The 19,855-nt window shown below is 74.9% G+C and carries 11 protein-coding genes; 6 read left to right on the forward strand and 5 right to left on the reverse strand.

Annotated features, from left to right (window positions below; all coding sequences use genetic code 11):
* Positions 1 to 219 precede the first annotated feature (219 nt).
* The gene (locus ABFY07_RS41455) at positions 220 to 768 is read right to left on the reverse strand and encodes a MarR family winged helix-turn-helix transcriptional regulator (protein WP_346179416.1); all 549 of its coding nucleotides are present in this window, start codon (positions 766 to 768) and stop codon (positions 220 to 222) included.
* A 170-nt stretch (positions 769 to 938) separates the two neighbouring features.
* Between ABFY07_RS41455 and ABFY07_RS41460 the strand changes: the two genes are divergently transcribed.
* Positions 939 to 2,240 (forward strand): MFS transporter, encoded by a 1,302-nt coding sequence (locus ABFY07_RS41460; protein WP_346179417.1) that lies wholly within the window; start codon positions 939 to 941, stop codon positions 2,238 to 2,240.
* Between the two features lie 108 nt (positions 2,241 to 2,348).
* On the opposite strand, the gene ABFY07_RS41465 is transcribed toward ABFY07_RS41460, so the two are convergent.
* A complete protein-coding gene (locus tag ABFY07_RS41465; protein ID WP_346179418.1) occupies positions 2,349 to 4,265 on the reverse strand; it encodes an ATP-binding SpoIIE family protein phosphatase in 1,917 nt (638 codons plus the stop codon).
* A 261-nt stretch (positions 4,266 to 4,526) separates the two neighbouring features.
* Entirely contained in the window at positions 4,527 to 5,882 is a 1,356-nt protein-coding gene (locus ABFY07_RS41470; protein ID WP_346179419.1) for an NAD(P)/FAD-dependent oxidoreductase, read from the reverse strand.
* A gap of 323 nt (positions 5,883 to 6,205) precedes the next feature.
* Between ABFY07_RS41470 and ABFY07_RS41475 the strand changes: the two genes are divergently transcribed.
* Entirely contained in the window at positions 6,206 to 6,931 is a 726-nt protein-coding gene (locus tag ABFY07_RS41475) for a TetR/AcrR family transcriptional regulator (protein ID WP_065962701.1), read from the forward strand.
* Positions 6,932 to 7,020: 89 nt separating this feature from the next.
* On the opposite strand, the gene ABFY07_RS41480 is transcribed toward ABFY07_RS41475, so the two are convergent.
* Positions 7,021 to 11,298, reverse strand: coding sequence for a BTAD domain-containing putative transcriptional regulator (locus ABFY07_RS41480; protein ID WP_346179420.1), 4,278 nt, complete (start codon positions 11,296 to 11,298; stop codon positions 7,021 to 7,023).
* A 219-nt stretch (positions 11,299 to 11,517) separates the two neighbouring features.
* Positions 11,518 to 13,635, reverse strand: a complete 2,118-nt coding sequence (locus tag ABFY07_RS41485; RefSeq protein ID WP_346179421.1) for an asparagine synthase-related protein — start codon at positions 13,633 to 13,635, stop codon at positions 11,518 to 11,520.
* Between the two features lie 920 nt (positions 13,636 to 14,555).
* Here ABFY07_RS41485 and ABFY07_RS41490 point away from each other — a divergent pair.
* From ABFY07_RS41490 to ABFY07_RS41505, 4 genes are all read left to right on the forward strand, one after another.
* On the forward strand, positions 14,556 to 15,989 hold the full coding sequence (locus tag ABFY07_RS41490) for an NsdA family TPR-like regulatory protein (protein ID WP_346179422.1): 1,434 nt from the start codon (positions 14,556 to 14,558) through the stop codon (positions 15,987 to 15,989).
* Between the two features lie 196 nt (positions 15,990 to 16,185).
* Positions 16,186 to 17,391, forward strand: a complete 1,206-nt coding sequence (lhgO, locus tag ABFY07_RS41495) for an L-2-hydroxyglutarate oxidase (RefSeq protein WP_346179423.1) — start codon at positions 16,186 to 16,188, stop codon at positions 17,389 to 17,391.
* A 161-nt stretch (positions 17,392 to 17,552) separates the two neighbouring features.
* Entirely contained in the window at positions 17,553 to 18,377 is an 825-nt protein-coding gene (trmB, locus tag ABFY07_RS41500) for a tRNA (guanosine(46)-N7)-methyltransferase TrmB (RefSeq protein ID WP_428837105.1), read from the forward strand.
* A gap of 62 nt (positions 18,378 to 18,439) precedes the next feature.
* Positions 18,440 to 19,855, forward strand: a 1,416-nt coding sequence (locus ABFY07_RS41505) for a PrsW family intramembrane metalloprotease (RefSeq protein WP_428837106.1), incomplete at its 3' end; no start/stop codon positions are given.

Here is a 19,855-nt window from a genome sequence, read left to right on the forward strand (position 1 = left end):
TGGTCACTACGTTAGCGGATTTCCCCGGAGGCTCATAATCGAGCTCCTGGACCGAATTCCGGGCACGCCGAAATCCATCCCGATGAGGGGCCGTGCAGTAGTGGTTTGCCGCCGGTGCGGCGCGAGTGGCTACCCCGGAGAACCGTTACGGCTCCGTGGCAGCTCGGAGAACACTACGCATCGCGCCAGGGCGTGTCAACCGCCCCCCGGCGTGCGGTTTCACTCCAGGTCGCTCAGCCGTCCGCCGGCGTCCGGCTGGGTCTCCTCGACCCGGCGCAGCAGCCGGGTCAGCATCTCGCCGAGCGCTCCGCGCTCGTCGCTCGACAGGTCCTGGAGCAGGTCCTCCTCGAAGACGGAGGCCATCCGCATGGCCTCCAGCCACTTCTCCCGGCCCTCGGCGGTCAGCTCCACGATGACGCGCACCCGGTTGGCCTCGTCGCGTTCGCGCGTGACCAGACCCTCGCTCGCCATGCGGTCGATGCGATGGGTCATCGCGGCCGGGGTGAGGCCAAGCTTCTTGGCCAGGTCGCCGGGGCCCAGCTGGTAGGGGGCGCCGGATAGCACGAGCGCCTTGAGCACCTCCCACTCGGTGTTGCTGATGCCCAGGGTCGCGGTCTGGCGGCTGTACGCGACGTTCATCCGCCGGTTGAGGCGGCTGAGGGCGCTGACGACCTGCTCCACCTGCGGGTCCAGGTCCTGGAACTCGCGCTGGTAGGCCGCGATCTGCTCCTCGAGGCTCGGCTCGGCCGGGCCGGGGGTCTCAGGCATGCCGCGCAGTATGGCACGTAACCCATTCGCCTCGAAGTCCTTCAAGGTGTACTCTTTAGCTTCGAACTTTAGCGTTGAAGTCTTGAGGCTTGGACTCTTAGTCCTCCTTCAGACCTCGACTTCTTCAGCCAGACCTCTTCAGAGCTCCTTCTCGACCTAGGCAGGTGAGTGTGACCACCGCGATGGGCGCCGCGCTGCGCCGGATCCAGCTGGGTAACGCGCTGAGCGCGTTCGGCAACGGCTTCACCGTCCCGTTCCTGTTCGTCTATGTGGCGCAGGTGCGGAACCTCGGCGCGAGCACCGCGGGCATGGTGCTCGCGGCGTTCGCCGTCGCGGCGCTGGCCGTGCTGCCCTTCACCGGCAGGGTGATCGACCGGCGTGGGCCGCTGCCGGTGGCGCTGGTGGGTGCCGTGGCTTCGGCCTTCGGTTCCATGGGGATGGGCCTGGCGTCCGACGAGGCGTCCGTCATCGCCGCGGTGGCCCTGCTCGGCGCGGGCATCGCGGTGATCCAGCCCGCCCTCGCCACCATGATCGTGTGGTGCTCGACCACGACCACCCGCTCGCGCGCCTTCGCCACCCAGTTCTTCCTCAACAACCTCGGCCTCGGCGTCGGAGGGCTGATCGGCGGCCTGCTGGTCGACCCCTCCGCCCCGTCGAGCTTCGTCCGGCTGTTCGCGATCGAGTCGGTGATGTTCCTGGTGCTGGGCGCGGCCGTGGCGACCGTACGGCTGCCGAAGCCGCCCAAGCTCGACCCCGCCGCCGCCGTGGCGGAACGCGCCGGTGGTGGCTGGCGGGCCATGCTGCGGAACCGGGCCATGGTGCAGCTGTGCGTGCTGGGCTTCGTGATGTTCTTCGCCTGCTACGGACAGTTCGAGTCCGGGCTGTCGGCGTTCGCCGTGGAGGTCACCCGCATCTCGCCCGCGATGCTCGGCGCCGCGCTGGCGGCCAACACGATGGCCATCGTGCTGGCGCAGTTCATCGTCCTCAGGCTGGTGGAGGGGCGGCGGCGCAGCCGGGTCATCGCGCTCACCGGGCTGGTGTGGACGGTCGCCTGGCTGGTGGCGGGCGCGTCCGGATTGGTGCCGGGGAGCCAGGCCGTCGCGACCGGCGCGATCATCTCGGCGTACGCGCTGTTCGGGCTCGGTGAGGCGATGCTCTCGCCGACCGTGGCCCCGCTGGTGGCCGACCTGGCGCCGCCGACGCTGGTCGGGCAGTACAACTCCGGTTTCGCCCTGGTCAAGCAGCTCGCGCTGGCCGTCGGCCCGGCGGTGGGCGGCCTGATGGCCGGGTCGGGGCTGTACGTGGCGTACATCGCGATGCTCGTCGGCTGCTCGCTGGGCATCTCGGCGCTCGCGCTGCGGCTGGGCCGGCGGCTCACGGCCCGCCAGGACAACCCGCTGCGCGCCGTCCCCGCCACGCCGGTGCCCGCGCAGCGGCGGGAGGCCGTGGACTCGGTCACCGCGGCGGCCTGACCTCGGGCAGGCCGCCGCGGGTGGCCCGGGTGCGGGCGGTCCGGGTGCGGGTGGCCCGGGTGCGGGCGGTCCAGGTGCGGGCGGTCCGAGGCTGGGGGGCGTCGTCCCCTAGCCCGCCGGGAGGGCGAACTCGCACCACACCGCCTTGCCGCCGTCCGGAGTGCGGCGCGAGCCCCAGGACGAGGCGATGGTCGCGACGATCGAGATGCCGCGCCCCGCCTCGTCGACCGGCTCGGCCCGGCGGCGGCGCGGCAGATGCTCGTCGCCGTCCGTCACCTCGATGATCAGACGGCGGTCCGTACGGCGCAGCCGCAGGCGCATCGGGGGCACGCCGTGTTGCAGCGAGTTGGCGACCAGCTCGCTGGCGGCGAGCACGCCCAGGTCGCGCAGCTCCATGGGGAAGCGCCAGCTGGCCAGGACCCCGGAGGCGAAGGCCCGCGCCCGGGGGGCCGCCTCCACCCCGCCGAGGAGTTCCAGCGCGGCGTTGTGGAACAGCTCGGCGTCATGGCCGGTGCGGGCGGGGTGCTGGAGGACCAGGACGGCCACGTCGTCGTCGTGCTCGGCGGTGATGCCCAGCGCCCGGATGAGGCGGTCGCACATCACCTGCGGGGTGCCCGTGGCCCCGGAGAAGACCCGCTCGAGGGCGGCGACGCCCTCGTAGATGTCCTTGTCGCGCCGCTCCACCAGGCCGTCGGTGTACAGCACCGCGCTGGAGCCGGGGCCGAAGGGGACCGAGCCCGACGTGTGCAGCCAGACGCCGGTGCCGAGCGGGGGCCCGGTGGGCTCGGCGGCCCGGCGCACGGTGCCGTCCTGGTCGCGGACCAGGATCGGCAGATGCCCCGCCGAGGCGTAGACCAGGCGGTTCTCGTTCGGGTCGTGGACGGCGTAGACGCAGGTCGCGATCTGGCTGGCGTCGATCTCGGCGGCCAGGCCGTCCAGGAGCTGCAGCACCTCGTGCGGGGGGAGGTCGAGTCGGGCGTAGGCGCGGACGGCGGTGCGCAGCTGGCCCATCACGGCGGCGGCTCGGACGCCGCGGCCCATGACATCGCCGATGACCAGGGCGGTGCGGCCGGCGCCGAGCGTGATGACGTCGTACCAGTCGCCGCCCACGGCGGCGTCCGTGCCGCCCGGTTGGTAGGTGGCGGCGACCCTGAGGTCGTCGGGCTGCTCCAGCTCCTGCGGGAGGAGGCTGCGCTGGAGGGTGACGGCGGCCTGGCGCTGCAGGCGCTCGCTGGCGCGCAGCCGCTCCGCGGCCTCCACCTGGTCGGTGACGTCGGCGCCGAAGACCAGCACCCCGCGCAGCGGGGTCTCGTCGGCCGGCGGCTGTCCGGCGGCCGGCGGCTGTCCGGCGGCCGGCGGAGGGAGGTCGGGCGGGGCGGGTAGGCCGGCCGCGGCAGGCATGTCGGGCAGACCGGCCGGGTCGGGCAGACCGGGCTGGGCGGCCGGGCCGGGCTGGACAGGCTGAGCGGGCGGGCCGGGCTGGGCGGCCGGGCCGGGCTGGACAGGCGGGGCCATCTCGATGGGCGAGCAGGTGAAGGTGTAGTAGCCCTGCCGCGCCCCGGAGACGCGCCGGGACTTGACCGTACGCGGGCGGCCGCTGCGCAGGACCTGGTCCATGAGCGGCAGCAGCCCCAGCTCCCTCAGCTCGGGCAGGGACTGGCGGGCGGAGGAGCCGGGCGTGCGGGCGCCGAAGATGGCCGTATAGGAGTCGTTGAGATAGGCGATGCGGTGATCGGGGCCGTAGACCACCGCGACCAGGGCCGGGACCTGGCCGAGGACGTCATGGACGGACAGCCCGTCGAGGGTCGGGACGGCGGCGGGCAGCCCGTCCTCCGCGCCCGGGCCGGCCGCACCCGGCGGCGGAGGCTCGCCGCGGTCCGCGGCGTCCGAGCGCTCGCCCCGGGCGGCCGGGACGGAGCCGGCGGCGGCGGCCGCGGGCTGGTGCCGCCGCGCGGCGCGGTCGGCCCGGGCGGCGGTGCGTCGCTGTGTCCGGGGAAGCCGGGCGCTCCAGCGTGTGAAGTTCACCGGGGGTTACCTCGCGAGGTTGTGGCTGAGCGGCGCGCCGGCGCGGGGGTCGGGAGAGGGGTGCGGGTGTGGGTGCGGGGGGCGGCCCCCAGGGGAATGCAGCAAACTTCCGAATCCTCGCGATTGTCACTCTTTGCAGATACGAGCCCACCCATGGTCACACGTCCAGTGTGGCCGACCGGACTGACATCCGTGAGACGCCGGTCGGGTAGGGGGAGTTCCCGCCACCGCCCCGACGGCCCCGACACGCCGGAACGGGCGTCAACTGGCCTCGGGATGGCGGCCGGTGTCGGCGGCCAGCTTGAACTCGGCCCGCGGGTTCTCCAGCGAACCGAGCGAGACGATCTCCCGTTTGAAGAGCCCCGACAGGGTCCACTCGGCCAGCACCCGCGCCTTGCGGTTGAAGGTCGGCACCCGGCTGAGGTGGTACACGCGGTGCATGAACCAGGCCGGGTAGCCCTTCAGCTTCCGCCCGTACACATGCGCGACGCCCTTGTGCAGGCCCAGGGAGGCCACCGAGCCGGCGTACTTGTGCGCGTAGTCCTTCAGCGGGCGGCCGCGCAGGGAGGCGATCACGTTCTCGGCGAGCACCTTCGACTGGCGCAGGGCGTGCTGCGCGTTGGGGGCGCATTCCTTTCCGGGCTCCTCCGCCGTCAGGTCCGGGACCGCCGCCGCGTCCCCGGCGGCCCAGGCGTGTTCCACCCCTTCCACATGGAGGGCCGCGGTGCACTTCAGGCGGCCGCGCGCGTTCACCGGCAGGTCGGCGGAGGCCAGGATGGGGTGCGGCTTGACCCCCGCGGTCCACACCAGGGTGCGGGTGGGGAAGCGCGAGCCGTCGCTCAGCGCGGCCACCCGGTCCACACAGGAGTCGAGACGGGTCTCCAGCCGTACGTCGATGTTGCGGCCGCGCAGCTCGCGGACCGCGTACTTGCCCATCTCCTCGCCGACCTCCGGGAGGATGCGGCCGGTGGCCTCCACCAGGATCCACTTCAGGTCCTCGGGCGAGATGTTGTGGTAGTAGCGGACCGCGTAGCGGGCCATGTCCTCCAGCTCGGCGAGCGCCTCCACGCCCGCGTACCCGCCGCCGACGAACACGAAGGTGAGGGCGGCGTCCCGGACGTCGGGGTCCCGGGTGGACGACGCGATGTCCAGCTGCTCCAGGACGTGGTTGCGCAGGCCGATGGCCTCCTCGACGGTCTTGAAGCCGATGCCGTGGTCGGCCAGGCCGGGGACCGGGAGGGTGCGGGAGACGGAGCCGGGCGCCAGCACGAGCTCGTCGTAGTGGATCTCGATCGAGCCGGTGCCCTCCTCCTTGGTGGCGAGGGTTCTGACGGTCGCGGTGCGCTTGCCGTGGTGGATCGCCGTGGCCTCGCCGATCACGACCTGGCACTGGGGCAGGACGCGGCGCAGCGGCACGACGACATGGCGTGGCGAAATGGATCCGGCCGCGGCCTCGGGGAGGAACGGCTGGTAGGTCATATACGGCTCGGGGTCGACCACGATGACCTGTACGTCGCCTTGCCTCAGCTCCTTCTTCAGCTTCCGCTGGAGGCGCAGCGCGGTGTACATCCCGACGTAGCCGCCGCCGACAACGAGAATGCGCGCAGGTTCCTTCACTCTCCCATGACGCACGCACAGCCGCGGTTTGTCCACAGCCCCGACGAATTGTGTGACCGGCGGTCCCGGGGCGGCGCCCGGCGCCCATTCGGTCTGACGTACGGAAGGTGCGCAGGTCAGTAGGGGCGCGCGGGGTGGTGGGCGGCCGGGGAAGCGGGGGTGGGCGGTGCGGTACTCCGAACGTGGGTCGATCTGTCCGGACCTACCCCCTTCTTTCTTGACCGGTGCTCAACTATGTTCGTACTACCTGTCGGGGTCGAGACTGCCCCGGCAATTCTGGGCGGGGAGTCTCCGGGGGGAGACGTCATTACCGGGGGATCACTATGCAGCTTCAGGGTTCTCATTGGTCGTCAGCCGTCGCGTCGGCGGACGGGACCGGCGGCCGGAACACTCCGCTGCGCGTGGACGCGCAGCGCAATCTCGAGCATGTGCTGCGGGCGGCGCGCGAGGTCTTCGGGGAGCTGGGGTACGGGGCTCCCATGGAGGACGTCGCGCGGCGGGCGCGGGTCGGGGTGGGCACCGTCTACCGGCGCTTCCCCAGCAAGGACGTCCTGGTGCGCCGCATAGCGGAGGAGGAGACGGCCCGGCTGACCGACCAGGCGCGGGCGGCCCTCGGCCAGGAGAACGAGCCGTGGTCGGCGCTGGCCCGGTTCCTGCGCACCTCGGTGGCCTCCGGCGCGGGCCGGCTGCTGCCGCCCCAGGTGCTGCGGGTCGGCGTCGAGGCGGAGGCGGAGATCCGGGTGCCGCAGCAGCGCCAGGCGGCGTTAGCCGACCCTCCCCAGCCGGAGCTGCGGCTGGTGGAGCAGCCGAGCGCCGTCCCCGGCGGCCCGGACGACGCGGGCGCGGCGGCGCTGCTGGAGGTCGTCGGCCAGCTGGTGGAGCGGGCGCGGGAAGCGGGCGAGCTGCGGCCGGACGTGACGGTGGCCGATGTGCTGCTCGTCATCGCCACTGCGGCCCCCTCCCTGCCGGACGCGGCCCAGCAGGCGGCGGCCTCGGCGCGACTGCTGGACATCCTCCTGGACGGCCTGCGGTCCCGCCCGGCGAGCTGAGGCGCCGCGCGGAGCGCTGACCTGGGACGGACACCGCGCCGTCCCCGGAGCGGAAGCGGTCTGCGGGGGCCTGCGTCATGCATGCGCGTTCACGGCGCGTCGAGCAGGTCGACGACCTGCTCGACGGACAGCCCCGCGCCCTCGGCGCGCAGCGCCAGGGCCGCCTCGCGGCCCAGGGCGCGGTGCGTGGCCGCCGCGACCTTCTCAACCTCCTGACGCGGGAGCGGGGTGCGCGGCAGCTCGCCGCGCCAGCCGTCGGCCGCGCCCAGCAGCCGGGCGGCGAGGCGCTCCTTCCCGCAGCCCACCAGGATGCGTGCGGCGGTCTCCGCCTGCTGGGCCAGCAGCACCTCCGAGCATCCGACCTCCCCGCCCTGGCTCAGGGCATCGCGTATCTTGCGCAGCGCCCCGGGGGTATCGCCCTCCTCGGCGGTGAGGCGGGCGTCCAGGCCGTTCAGCACCACCCGGAACTGGGGCGGCGGGGTCGCCTGGTCCCCCACGCGCCGCGCCTCCTCCCACAGCACCCGGGCCCGGACCGGGTCTCCGCGCCGCAATTCGATCAGGGCGCGCAGCAAGCGGTTGAAGGACTGGACGTCCCGGGTGCCGCGGCGCTCCGCCTCCTCCTCGGAGAGGTCCAGCAGCTTCTCCGCGCGGTCGAGATCCCCGGCGTGGAGTTCCACGTCCGCGAGCCGGGTGGTGATGAAGGGTGTCTCGGTGTGCGCGCCGATCTCCCGGGCGAGCCGCTGTGCCGTCCGGTAGGCGGCCCGGGCCTCGTCGAGACGGCCCCGGTTGGTGGCCATCTCGCCGGCGGCGGTCTCGACCTGGGCGAGCATCCACCGGTCGCCGACCCGCCGGCTCAGCTCCCGCAGCTCCGCCCACCCCTCCTCGGCGTGGATCACCCCGCCCGGCGAGTCGATGATCACGTGGACGCGGAACATCATCACCACGCCGAGCGCCCAGTCGTCGCCGTACTGCCGGCAGTTGGCCATCGCCATGTCGGTCATCGGCAGGACCGCGTTGTGGCCACCGAGGACGAAGCCGGAGAAGGGCCACAGCATGCCGGGGAAGCGGGCGGCGCGCGGGCCGGGGTGGTCTCTGTAGGCATCGCGGATACGCCGGGCCGCGGTCTGGAACCCGGGGGTGGCCATGGTGGCGCCGTCGGCGTTGTCGGCGTTCAGGAAGAACAGCATCAGCCGCAGGTCCATCTGGTCCCAGTAGCGCGTGGCGGCCTCGTCGACGCCGTCCTGCCCGGGCGGGACGTCCTCGGGGATCGAACCGAGCACGCTCTCCAGGTCGTCAGCGCTCAGGACTCCGCCGAGCTTCAACGCCTCGCGGATCCAGGCCCCGCCCTCGTCCCGGTAGTTGCGCAACCACCAGAACCAGCTCATGGACCTGACGAACTCGACCACCGTCCGCTCGTCGCCCGCCTCCAGGGAGCGCAACAGGGCGGCCCGGATGTTGTCCAGCTCCGTCTCGACCCGGTGCAGCCAGGGAAGCTGTTCGGCGGAGCGAAGCCGTGGCTCGGCCGTGCGGATGAAGTCGCGGAAGTGGGCGATGTGCCGGGCGACGGCGGCGGCGTGGTCGGCTCGCGCGGCGGTGTCCTCGGTGGCGCGCTCGCCGACGTACTCGTGGATGGTCTCCAGCATGCGGTAGCGCACCTCGGCGGGGGCGGCGGCCGAGGCGCCGGCGGGGCCGTCCGGGCCCTGGTCGGGCGTCGGGTGGTCGACGACCAGGAGTGACTTGTCGACCAGCGCGCCGAGCAGATCGAGCACCTCGTCGGCGGCGATGTGGATGCGGGGGCGGGGGCGGGGGCCGGACGCGCCCGGGTCGCCGGACGCGTTGGGGTGCGCGGACGCGCGTACGCCGGCATGGGGTGCGCCCCCGTGGGGTGCGCCGCCATAGGTCGCACCGTCGTGAGGCGCGCCCCCGTGGGCTGCCCCGTCGTGGGCTGCGCCGTCCTGGGCTGCCTGGTCGTACGCCACGCCGTGCCCCGCCGCCCCCTCGTACGCCGCCGTGCCGACGCCCGGGTCGGCGGCGGGCGAGGCGTCCGCGCACACCGCCTCCGCCGCGCTCAGGCTCCACCCGCCCGCGAACACCGACGCCCGGCGCAGCACGGTGCGCTCCCGCTCGTCGAGCAGCTCCCAGGACCAGTCGACGACGGCCCGCAGCGTCTGCTGGCGCGGCAGGAGCGTCCGGCTGCCGCTGGTCAGCAGCCGGAAGCGGTCGTCGAGCCGGTCGGCGATCTGCCGGGCGGTCAGCATCCGCAGCCGCGCGGCGGCCAGCTCGATCGCCAGCGGCAGGCCGTCCAGCCGGCGGCAGATCTCCGCGACGGCCGCCGGCGTCTCCGGATCCCGCGCCGGGTCGAAGCCCGGCAGGGTGGCCGCCGCGCGCTCGGCGAACAGCTGGTGGGCGGGCGCGGGCCGGAGCGGCTCCACGGGCCGTACGGTCTCGCCGGGCACACCCAGCGGCTCCCGGCTGGTGGCCAGCACGGTCACCCCGGGGCAGTGGGCGAGGAGGGTCTCGGCCAGCCGCGCGGCGGCGTCGATGACGTGCTCGCAGTTGTCGAGCAGGAGCAGCAGGCGGCGGTGGGCGCAGAGCTCGACGAGGCGCGCGGTCGGGTCGGCGCCGTCCGCCCCGCCCTTCCGCCCTTCGAGTCCGGTCGCGAGCAGGCGGCTCTCACGGTCGCCGACGGCGCTCAGCACGGCCCCGGGGACGGCGGCGGCATGGTCGAGCTTGGCGAGCTCGGCCACCCACACCCCGTCCGGGTAGGCGGCCGCGACGGTCGCGGCGGCCTCCTCGGAGAGCCGGGTCTTGCCGGACCCGCCGGGTCCGGTGAGCGTGACCAGACGGGCGCCGCCCAGGTCGCGGCGCAGGTCGCCGATCTCCGTCTGCCGGCCGACGAAGCTGGTGAGCCGGGGGCGGAGGTTGCCGCGCGGCCGGGAGCCGGCGCCCGGCCCCCCGCCCGTCCCGGGGCCGCCGTCCGGCGACAGCGCGGGCGGGGGACCGGCGGGGGCGGGGCGGAGGGCGTGGTCGGCGGGCCTGCCGGGGCGGCGCGGGCCCGGGGCTTCGGGGTCCCGGGGGGCGTACGCGGTGTGGGGCGCCGCCGCGTCGGCCGCGTCCCGGCCGTACGGCGCCCCGGGGCCGGGGCCGCCGGACGGCGCTCCCGGCGCCGCTTCGTCGCGGCCGGGGTACGGAGGGCGGGGGGCGGCTCCCCCGTGAGCGGAGCCCGGCCCCTGGGCCGTCTCAGGAGCGAGGGCCTGAACCCCGGGGGGCTGCTCGGCGGTGGGGCGGGCGTGCCCGACTCCGGGGGCCGGCGCGGCGTGGGCACCCTGGCTGTCGTGGGCACCCCCGCTGTCGTGGCCGCCCTCGCTGTCGTGGGCCGCGCCAGAAGGGCCGGGAGCGGGATACGGCCCACCGGCCGACGCGGATCCCGGAGGCACCGCTGCCCCCTGATGGCGCCGCCCCGCCGCGCCGCCGTCGGCCCCCTCTGCCGCGCCGCCGCCGGCCCCCTCTGCCGCGCCGCCGGGACCACGGTCGTCGTACGCGCCACCCGCGTCGCGGCCGCCGCCGACGGCCGTCGGGCCCGCCGCACCAGGGCGCCGTACGGTGGCCGATCCCGCGCCGGCCGGGAGCGGGGCGGGCTCCCCGGACAGCAGCCGCCCATGCAGCGCCTTGAGGTCCGCGCCCGGGTCGGCGCCGAGGTGGTCGGCGAGGGTCCGGCGGACCGTCTCGTACGCGGCGAGCGCGTCCGCCGTACGGCCCGACGCGTGCAGCGCGCGGATGAGCTGCGCGTGGAGGGTCTCGTCGAGGGTGTGGTCCACGACGAGCCCGCGCAGCTCCGGTATGACGTCCGCCGCGCGACCGAGGGCGAGGTCGGCGTCGATACGGCGGTGCAGCGCGGCCATCCGGAGCGCCTCGGGGCGGGCCGCGGCCGCGTCCCGGTCCGGCAGGTCGGCCAGCGCGGGGCCGCGCCACAGCGCGAGCGCCTGCCGCAGCACCTCGGCGGCCGTCCCCGGGTCTCCGGCGTCGAGGGCCCGGGTGCCGTTCCTCGTCAGCGCCTCGAAGTGGAGCAGATCGACGTCCTGGGGCCCGGCGGTGGCGAGGCGGTAGCCCCCGGGCGAGGAGACCACCGCGTCCCGGCCGATGGCCCTGCGCAGCCGTCCCACGAGCGCTTGGAGGGCGGCGGGCGCGTCCTGGGGTGGGTCGTCGGTCCAGAGTTCGTCGATGAGGACGTCCACGGGCGCGGGGGCGGGCCGTGCGGCGCGCATGGCGAGGGCGGTGAGGAGCGCGCGGAGCCGGGGACCGCCCAGGGGGAGGGGGTTCCCGTCGTCGTCGCGAGCTTCGGCCGAGCCGAGGATCAGATACCGCACGGGGTCATTGTCCTCGGGGCGTCGATCGAATTATGCGAACACACGACCAATTGGCGCGCCGCGCCGCCGCCCCCTGCCCCGACAAGCACGGCCTCGCCCCCACAAGCACAACCCGCCCCCACGAGCGCATCCCCAGCCCACGAGCCCCGCGCCACGCCCCCACAAGCCGCGACGCGCCCCCGCAAGCCCAGCCACGCCCCCACAAGCCCAGCCACGCCCCTACAAGCTCGGCCGCGGGACCACCCCGCCCGCCACCGCCCGCTGCCGCGGCGCCGCCGTCCCCGTCCAGCAGGTGCCGCGCCGGGCCAGCAGCCGCCGCAGCCACACCTCCGTGGAGACCAGTTCGGCCAACCCGTCCAGGGGCAGCCGCTCCCCCTCCGCCGCCGCCCGCAGCGCCTTGCGTACGACGCGGGCCTCGACCAGGCCCGCGTCGGCCAGCAGCGGGGCGTCGAAGAGGCTGACGACCTCGCCCACCCAGGCGCGCAGCCCGGCCCGTACGGCGGCGGCGTGGGCGGCGTGGGACGGGGCTCCCCAGCCGGGCGGCAGGTCGCGGATGCCCGCTCCGGCGAGGACCGCGCGCAGCACGGCCGCGCGCGCCCCGGGTTGCACACGAAGCGTTTCGGGGAGCGCGCGGCAGGCCCGTACGACCTGGTTGTCGAGGAAGGGCGCGTGCAGGCGCTGGCTGCGCACCTCGGCGGCCTGCTCGAACACCCGGTGGTCGGCGGCGTACCTGGCCAGGGCCGCGTCGGCGCGCCGCTCGCCCGGGCGCCGCAGGGTGACGGGGCGGGCCGCGGCCTCCTCCAGGCGCAGCGAGACCTCGGCCAGCGCCTCGCCGGTGAGCCAGCGCGCGGCGGGGCCGGGCCGGCACCAGGCGAGCGCGGCGAGGGAGGCGGAGACGACGCCGCGGCCGCCTTTGCCGCCCGCCGCGCCGCCGCCGTCGTCGGTGAAGCGCCGCTCCAGGAGGCGGCTGGCGGCGTCCTCGACGCCGTCCCGGTAGGACGTGCGGGCCAGCTTGCGCGCCGCCCGGTAGACGGTGAAAGGCACGAAGAAGGAGTGGCCGGTGGGTCCGTCGGCCTTGGCCAGCGCGGTGGCGGGGCGCAGCAGGTGGCGGCGTCGGCGGTCGAGCAGCAGGTCGGCCAGGCGCGCGGGGTGGGCGTCGAGCGCCTGCCGGGCGCCGTGGCCGACGAAGTGGTCGGCGCTGCCCGCGACGAGCCGGCGGCGATGGCGCTCGGCGACGACGATGGAGGGCCCGGGTTCGTCGGTGAGCGGGCCGCTGTCCAGCGCGGCGTACGGGAGCGCCTCCTCGCCCGCGGCGACCACGACGTGGTGCAGCCGCGGATCGGCGGCGATGGCGCCGGCCCGCTCCAGCTCGGCCTCGCGGGAGCGGGCGCCGCCGGCGGTGGCCAGGTCGTTGAAGGTGACGGCGAGGAGCCGCTGGCCCGCCTCCGTGCCCTGGCCGGACAGGGTGCCGGGCAGGGTGCCGGGCATGCCGGGGAGTCCGGCGGCCAGCAGGGCCAGGGTGGCGGAGGCGCTGCCCCCGGAGAGGTCGGCGCCGATGCCGGGCGCCGGGGCGCCGCGGGCGGCGCGCCGCTCGGCGGGGCCCATGCCGGGGACCGGTCCGGGGTCGAGGCCGCCGCCGGTCTCGGGGGCGTGGCGCGGGGCGGTGAGCCTGGCCCGTACGGCCTCCACGAGGGCGTCCCGTACGCCCTCCACGGCCTGTTCCTGGTCGACTTGGGGCGCGGCGACGGCGAGCGAGGCGGTGGGCTCGTAGCCGATGATGTCGCGGGCGCCGTCGCGCAGGATCAGCGCGTGGCCCGGGGGCACGCGTCTGACGCCCAGGTACGGGGTGCCGTCGCGCATCGCCTCCGGGGAGTCGGGGCAGGCCAGGAGCGCGCCGAGGTGGCCGACGTCGAGCTGGGCCTCGATCAGGTCGGCGAGCGGCAGGGCGGCGGTGGCGTACGCGGTGCCGCCGCCCCAGTCGGTGTGGAAGACGGGCCGGGCTCCGGCCAGGTCGCCGACGATGGTGGTGCGGCGGCCGACCTGGGCGACGGCGGTGTAGCTGCCGGGCCAGGCGGTGAGGTGGCGCAGGGCGCCGCCGCGGGCGGCGAACAGGCCGACGCGCAGCTCCTCGTCGGAGGCGCCGCAGCAGCCGAAGACGGCGAGGCGGGAGAAGGGGTCGGCCTGGACGACGCGTACCTCGTCGGGCCGCCAGTCGCCGACCGCCCACAGCGGATCGGGGTCCGCCCACAGGAGGTGGGCACCGACCGGCTGGATCGCGCGGCCCTGCGCGGGGTCCGGCCCCGATGCGGTACTGCTCCACCCCACCAACCACCGCATCGCGCCTCCACAGGGTGTGGACAAACAAGGCAACCAAGAAAGAAGGCAACCAAGAAAGTAGGTGCCATCATGCACAGCACGTCGACGGTTTCGGCATCGAACCGGACAACTACATGGATCTCCCGGATGTCCCTTGACCGTAGTCGACCACAGGAACAACAGGGTTGATCACAAGACGTGATCCCGCCAAGTCCCGCACATGCCCCGCCCACATCCCAGCCCACGTCCTGTCGGGCGCGGAACGCGACATAAGGGAACCGCCGTCGGCGCGACGGACCGCTCCGCCGTGGCCCATGCTGCCATGTGCGGGGCGCACAAGGGCGCACGAGGGCGCAGAGGCGTCAATACGGTGCGTGCCCCCGGCACTTGCGAGGGAGCTGCCGCGCCGGGCCTCCCCCTCCCCGGTCCGGCACGGCAGCCCGGCCGCGGTCGAGCGCCACGCGGAGCCACGGCAGTGGGTGACAGGCGCGATTCGGCCAAACTTCCGCGGCGCTCTTGATGGCTCGCCATGGGCTCGCCAAGGGGCCCACGAAGTCCCCGACGGGGTAAGCCACTGAGGGGTGGCACTTGGGTGCGGCACCTGCCGCACGACAGTCCGGGAGGCGGCATCCGCCTCCCGGACCGCTCCGCCGCCCGCGGGGAATGAGGCGGCGGCGTCCCCCAGCCCACTGATTCCGTACAGCGGGCCGACCCACGCAGGACCCATCGAAACGTTCCCGCGAACCCTGAGACAGAGCGCACGGACGGGCGCACAGCCACACACAACGGGAGCACGCGTCACGTCCCGCACGCCCGTTCGTACAAGAATCTCGCCATCCGGGACACCACCTCTTAACGGTCGGGATGCGGCGAACTACGCTGGGTTTACGAATGCCCCGTGCCTATGCCGGGGCGGCCGTCGGTGCTGTCGAGGGGTGCGCATGTCCAGGGAGCCACGCGGGCCGAACGAGAAGCTCGGCACCGTTCTCGCCCTCGCGGGGATCAGCAATGCCGGGCTGGCGCGCAGAGTCAACGACCTCGGAGCCCAGCGTGGCCTGACGCTTCGCTACGACAAGACGTCCGTGGCCCGCTGGGTCTCCAAGGGCATGGTGCCCCAAGGCGCCGCGCCCCATCTGATTGCGGCCGCTATCGGGAGCAAACTCGGGCGGCCCGTACCACTCCATGAGATCGGGCTCGCCGACGCCGATCCGGCGCCCGAGGTCGGCCTCGCCTTCCCGCGCGACGTCGGCCAGGCCGTCCGCTCGGCGACCGAGCTCTACCGGCTGGATCTGGCGGGTCGGCGCGGAGGCGGCGGCATCTGGCACAGCCTGGCCGGATCCTTCGCGGTCAGCGCGTACGCCACACCGGCGTCGCGCTGGCTGATCACCCCCGCCGACCCGTCGGTCGCGCGCGAGCCGGGGGACGCCGAAGTCGGCGGCGGCGTGGACGGTTTACCCCAGCGCGTCGGGCACAGCGACGTCACCAAGCTGCGCGAGGCCGCCGAGGACGCGCGCCGCTGGGACTCCAAGTACGGCGGCGGCGACTGGCGTTCGTCGATGGTCCCCGAGTGCCTGCGCGTCGACGCGGCGCCGCTGCTCCTCGGCTCGTACAGCGACGAGGTCGGCCGCTCCCTGTTCGGCGCCACCGCCGAACTGACCCGGCTCGCCGGGTGGATGGCCTTCGACACCGGCCAGCAGGAGGCCGCCCAGCGCTACTACATCCAGGCGCTGCGGCTCGCGCGCGCCGCGGCCGACGTCCCGCTCGGCGGCTATGTGCTGGCCTCCATGAGCCTTCAGGCCACCTATAGAGGCTTCGCCGACGAGGGCGTGGACCTGGCCCAGGCCGCCGTGGAGCGCAACCGCGGCCTGGCCACCGCCCGCACCATGAGCTTCTTCCGCCTGGTCGAGGCCCGCGCCCAGGCCAAGGCCGGGGACGGCCCGGCCTGCGGCGCGGCGCTGAAGTCCGCCGAGGGCTGGCTGGAGCGCTCCCGGTCGGGCGACCCCGACCCCTCCTGGCTGGACTTCTACTCCCACGAGCGGTTCGCCGCCGACGCCGCCGAGTGCTACCGCGACCTGCGGCTGCCGCGCCAGGTGCGGCGGTTCACCGAGCAGGCGCTGGCCCGGCCCACCGAGGAGTTCGTCCGCTCCCACGGGCTGCGGCTCGTCGTGTCCGCCGTGGCCGAACTGGAGTCCGGCAATCTGGACGCGGCCTGCGCGGCGGGCACCCGCGCCGTGGAGGTCGCCAACCGCATCTCCTCCGCGCGCACCACCGAGTACGTACGGGACCTGATGCACCGCCTGGAGGCCTACCGCGACGAGCCGCGCGTCGCCGAACTGCGGGAGCGGGCAAGGCCGCTGCTGATGGCCCCGGCGTGACGGCCGGGGCCGGCCGGGCCGCGTGATCGCCTGACCGCGCGGCACGATCGCGGCTCGCGGCCGACGAGATCAGCAAGCCCGACAAGGCCGACAAGGCCGACGACCGGGGTTTCGGGGCGTTGTCAGTGGGGCGGGTCATGATAGTTGTCGGCGGTCGGGTGAGTGGACTGTGCGCGGTGTGGGGAGGTGTGGTGACGTGAGGGCGCTGGACTGCGATGTTCTGGTGATCGGGGGCGGGATCGTCGGCCTGTCGACGGCGTATGCGATCACGCGCGCCGCGCCCGGCACCCGCGTGACCGTCCTGGAGAAGGAGGCCGGTCCCGCCCGCCACCAGACCGGGCGGAACAGCGGCGTGATCCACAGCGGCATCTACTACCGCCCCGGCTCCCTCAAGGCCCGGTTCGCGGTGCAGGGCGCCGCGGAGATGGTCAAGTTCTGCGCCGAGCACGGCATCGCCCATGAGGTGACCGGCAAGCTCATCGTCGCCACGGAGCGGTCGGAGCTGCCCCGGCTGCACGCCCTCGTCCAGCGCGGCCGGGAAAACGGCATCCCGGTGCGCGAGCTCGGCCCCGCCCAGCTCGAGGAGCGCGAGCCCTGGGTGCGCGGCCTGGCCGCCATCCATGTCGGCACGACCGGCATCTGCGACTTCAAGGCGGTCGCGGCCCGGCTCGCCCGCCTCGCGCGCGACGCCGGGGCCTCGGTGCGGTACGGAGCGGGGGTGCGCGCCATCGGGCGGCGCCCGTCGGCCGTCGCGGTCCGTACGGCCGACGGGGCGGTGCTGCGGGCCCGCGCCCTGGTCAACTGCGCCGGACTGCACTGCGACCGGATCGCCCGGCTCGCCGGCGACGACCCGGGCATGCGGATCGTCCCCTTCCGCGGTGAGTACTACGAGCTGGTCCCCGCCCGCTCCTCCCTCGTGCGCGGCCTGGTCTACCCCGTCCCCGACCCGGCCTTCCCCTTCCTCGGCGTCCACCTCACCCGCGGCGTGGACGGCTCCGTCCACATCGGACCCAACGCGGTGCCCGCCCTCGCCCGGGAGGGCTACGCCTGGCACACGGTCCACCCGCGCGAGCTGGCCGGCACGCTGGCGTACCCCGGCTCCTGGCGGATAGCCCGCCGCCACTGGCGTTACGGCGCGGGCGAGCTCCACCGCTCGCTGTCCAAGCGCGCCTTCACCGACGCCGTCCGCCGCCTGCTGCCCGACATCACGGCCGACGACCTGATACCGGCCCCGGCGGGCGTGCGCGCCCAGGCGGTCCTGCCCGACGGCACGCTGGTCGACGACTTCCTGATCCGGGAGTCCCCCCGCATCGTCCATGTGCTCAACGCGCCCTCGCCCGCGGCGACGGCGTCCCTGCCGATCGGCCGGGAGGTCGCGAGGCGGGTGCTGGAGCGCCTGTGACGCCGGGTCCGGGGCCGCGAGGCCTGGCCCGGACTGGAGCGCCGGGGCCCGGCCGTGGGCGCCGGGGCCCGGACGGGGACACCAGGCCCGAGGGCCCGGGGCAGAACGCCGTGCCTCGGGGCCACGGCCCCCGCCGACCCCGCCCGTAGAATCGAAGCACTGTGTCCGAGAACCACGCCGCGAACCCCGCCGCGAACCCCGCCGCCCCCGAGCCCCGCGCCGAGCGCACTCTGCCGACCCCGCGCGACCGCGCCGAGCCGATGTTCCCGGGCGGCCCCCTGGCCGACCCCGCCGGCTCGCATCACGAGCGGCGCATCCGGTCCTTCCGCCCCCGGCGCGGCCGGGTGACCCCGGGCCAGGGCGAGGCGCTGCGCCGCCTGTGGGGGCAGTGGGGCCTGGACATCGACGGCCTCTCCCGCATCGACCTCGGGGAGCTGTTCGGCGACCCGGACCTGCCCGTCGTCCTGGAGATCGGGTTCGGCATGGGCGAGGCCACGGCCCAGATGGCCGCCGCCGACCCCGGCACCGGCATCCTGGCCGCCGATGTCCACACCCCCGGCCAGGGCAATCTCCTCGCCCTCGCGGAGCGGAACGACCTCTCCAACATCCGGGTGGCCAACGGCGACGCGATCATCCTGCTCCGCGAGATGCTGGAGCCCGCCTCCCTCGCCGGCCTGCGCGTCTACTTCCCGGACCCCTGGCCCAAGAAGCGCCACCACAAGCGCCGCCTCATCCAGCCCGAGTTCATCGCGCTCGCCGCCACCCGGCTGCGCCCCGGCGCGCTACTGCACTGCGCGACCGACTGGGAGCCGTACGCCGAGCAGATGCTCGAGGTCCTGACCGCCGACCCCCACTTCGAGAACACCCAGCCCGACGGCGGCTACAGCCCGCGCCCGGACTTCCGCCCGCTGACCAAGTTCGAGGGCCAGGGCCTGGAGAAGGGCCACGTCGTCCACGACCTGATCTTCCGCCGCCGCGACACATAGCGCCCTTTGTCGGCTGGGCATAATCCCGCGGTCCCCCATTCCCCGTTCGTTAGGGTCGTCAGGTGCACGAGTCCCCGCCCCCGCACCAGCAGCCCGGACCACCGGCCACGGCGTACGGACAGCAGCCGTGGCCCGACGCCCCGTCCGCGCCGCCGGCCCCAGGCGGTGGCTGGCCCTACCCGCCGCCCCGCCCCTCCTGGGGCGGCCGGCTGAGCGCGCTGTGGGCCAACAAGTCCGTGCGCGCCACGGCGCTGGTCGTCCTGCTCTCCCTCTCCGGGCTGATCATCCTGGCGCTGGTCCGCCAGCAGACCGGCACCGAGGGCTTCCTGGTGGGCCTGGGCCTGGCCATCCTGCCCGTACCCCTGCTGATAGCCGCGTTCCGCTGGATGGACCGCGTCGCCCCCCAACCCTGGCGGAACCTGTTCTTCGCCTTCGCCTGGGGCGCCTGCGCCGCCACCCTCGTCGCCATCATCGCCAACGGCTTCGCCACCGAGTGGCTGATCAGCACCGTCGCCGACTCCTCCCCCTCCGGCCAAGCCGACGCCGACGCCTGGGGCGCCACCCTCGTCGCCCCCGTCGTCGAGGAGAGCGCCAAGGCCGCCGCCGTCCTGCTGCTCTTCCTCTTCCGGCGCCGCGACTTCAACGGGATCGTCGACGGCGTCGTCATCGCCGGCATCACCGCCACCGGCTTCGCCTTCACGGAGAACATCCTCTACCTCGGCACGGCCTTCGTCAGCGACCAGGAGTTCGGCTACTCGGGCATCCGATCCACCACCGCCGCGACCTTCTTCATCCGCGCGGTGATGTCCCCCTTCGCCCACCCCCTCTTCACCGCCGCCACCGGCATCGGCTTCGGGATAGCCGCCGCGGCCGCCCATCACCAGCGCGCCCGCCGGGCCCTCGTCCCCCTCGCCGCCCTGCTGGGCGCCATGGTCCTGCACGGCGTCTGGAACGGCTCCGCCACCTTCGGCGGCTACGGCTTCCTCGCCGTCTACGCCCTCTTCATGGTCCCCGTCTTCGGCCTGCTGACCTGGCTGGTCATCTGGGCCCGCAACAACCAGCTGCGCACCATACGCACCCAGCTCCCCGCCTACCAGGCCGCCGGCTGGCTCACCCCGCCGGAGCCCATCGCCCTCTCCTCCATGCGCGCCCGCGGCATAGCCCGCGACCTGGCCCGCCGCACCCAGGGCCAGGCCGCGGCCCGCGTCGTCGCCGACTACACCGCGACCGCCACCTCCCTCGCCCTCCTCCGCCACCGCGCCTACCGCGGCACGGCGGGCCCCGACTTCACCACCCGCGAGCGCGAGCTCCTGGACCGCCTGTGGCAACACCGCGAAACCGCCCAACCCCCCCTCGCCCACGCGGCCCTGTCCGTCCCCCTTCCCCGCCGCCCGCTCCCCCGCCCCCACCCGTCCACGCTGCCCCCGCCCTACTGGCCCCTCCCACCCCACACCACGTACGCCCCCCCCCCCCCCCCC

The organism is Streptomyces sparsogenes subsp. cuspidosporus (assembly GCF_039532705.1).
Lineage (GTDB): Bacteria > Actinomycetota > Actinomycetes > Streptomycetales > Streptomycetaceae > Streptomyces > Streptomyces sparsogenes.

Bases quoted from the DNA above. Each gene is read 5' to 3' on its own strand.
- ABFY07_RS41455 (WP_346179416.1), bottom strand. From the start codon at position 768: ATGCCTGAGACCCCCGGCCCGGCCGAGCCGAGCCTCGAGGAGCAGATC.
- ABFY07_RS41485 (WP_346179421.1), bottom strand. From the start codon at position 13,635: ATGCGGTGGTTGGTGGGGTGGAGCAGTACCGCATCGGGGCCGGACCCC.
- ABFY07_RS41490 (WP_346179422.1), top strand. From the start codon at position 14,556: ATGTCCAGGGAGCCACGCGGGCCGAACGAGAAGCTCGGCACCGTTCTC.
- ABFY07_RS41475 (WP_065962701.1), top strand. From the start codon at position 6,206: ATGCAGCTTCAGGGTTCTCATTGGTCGTCAGCCGTCGCGTCGGCGGAC.